Raw genomic sequence first — 220 nt, forward strand, 5'->3', positions numbered from 1 at the left:
CTGTTCTTTGCAGTCGGCGCGCCCTCGGCCGCGTTCACTTCGTCCGTCATTGCACTTCTCCTTTTCCTCGACACCCACGCGGCCCGAACCGCTTTCGACCGGTTCGATCGGTTCGGTCCCCAACGGGGCGCCGAACCGCCGAACCGCTTCGGTCGGCCGGTTCGCTATCGGTTCGCCGAACCGCTCCCGAACCGCCGAACCGCTTCACTAACCACCACCA

1 protein-coding gene is annotated in these 220 nt (G+C 65.5%); it reads left to right on the top strand.

The features are described from left to right. Window positions 1-220 (top strand): hypothetical protein (locus QWJ41_RS22595; RefSeq protein ID WP_302710561.1); only part of this gene is annotated, 220 nt, incomplete at both ends.

It is taken from the genome of Nocardioides cremeus (assembly GCF_030518195.1).
GTDB classification, from domain to species: Bacteria; Actinomycetota; Actinomycetes; order Propionibacteriales; family Nocardioidaceae; genus Nocardioides; species Nocardioides cremeus.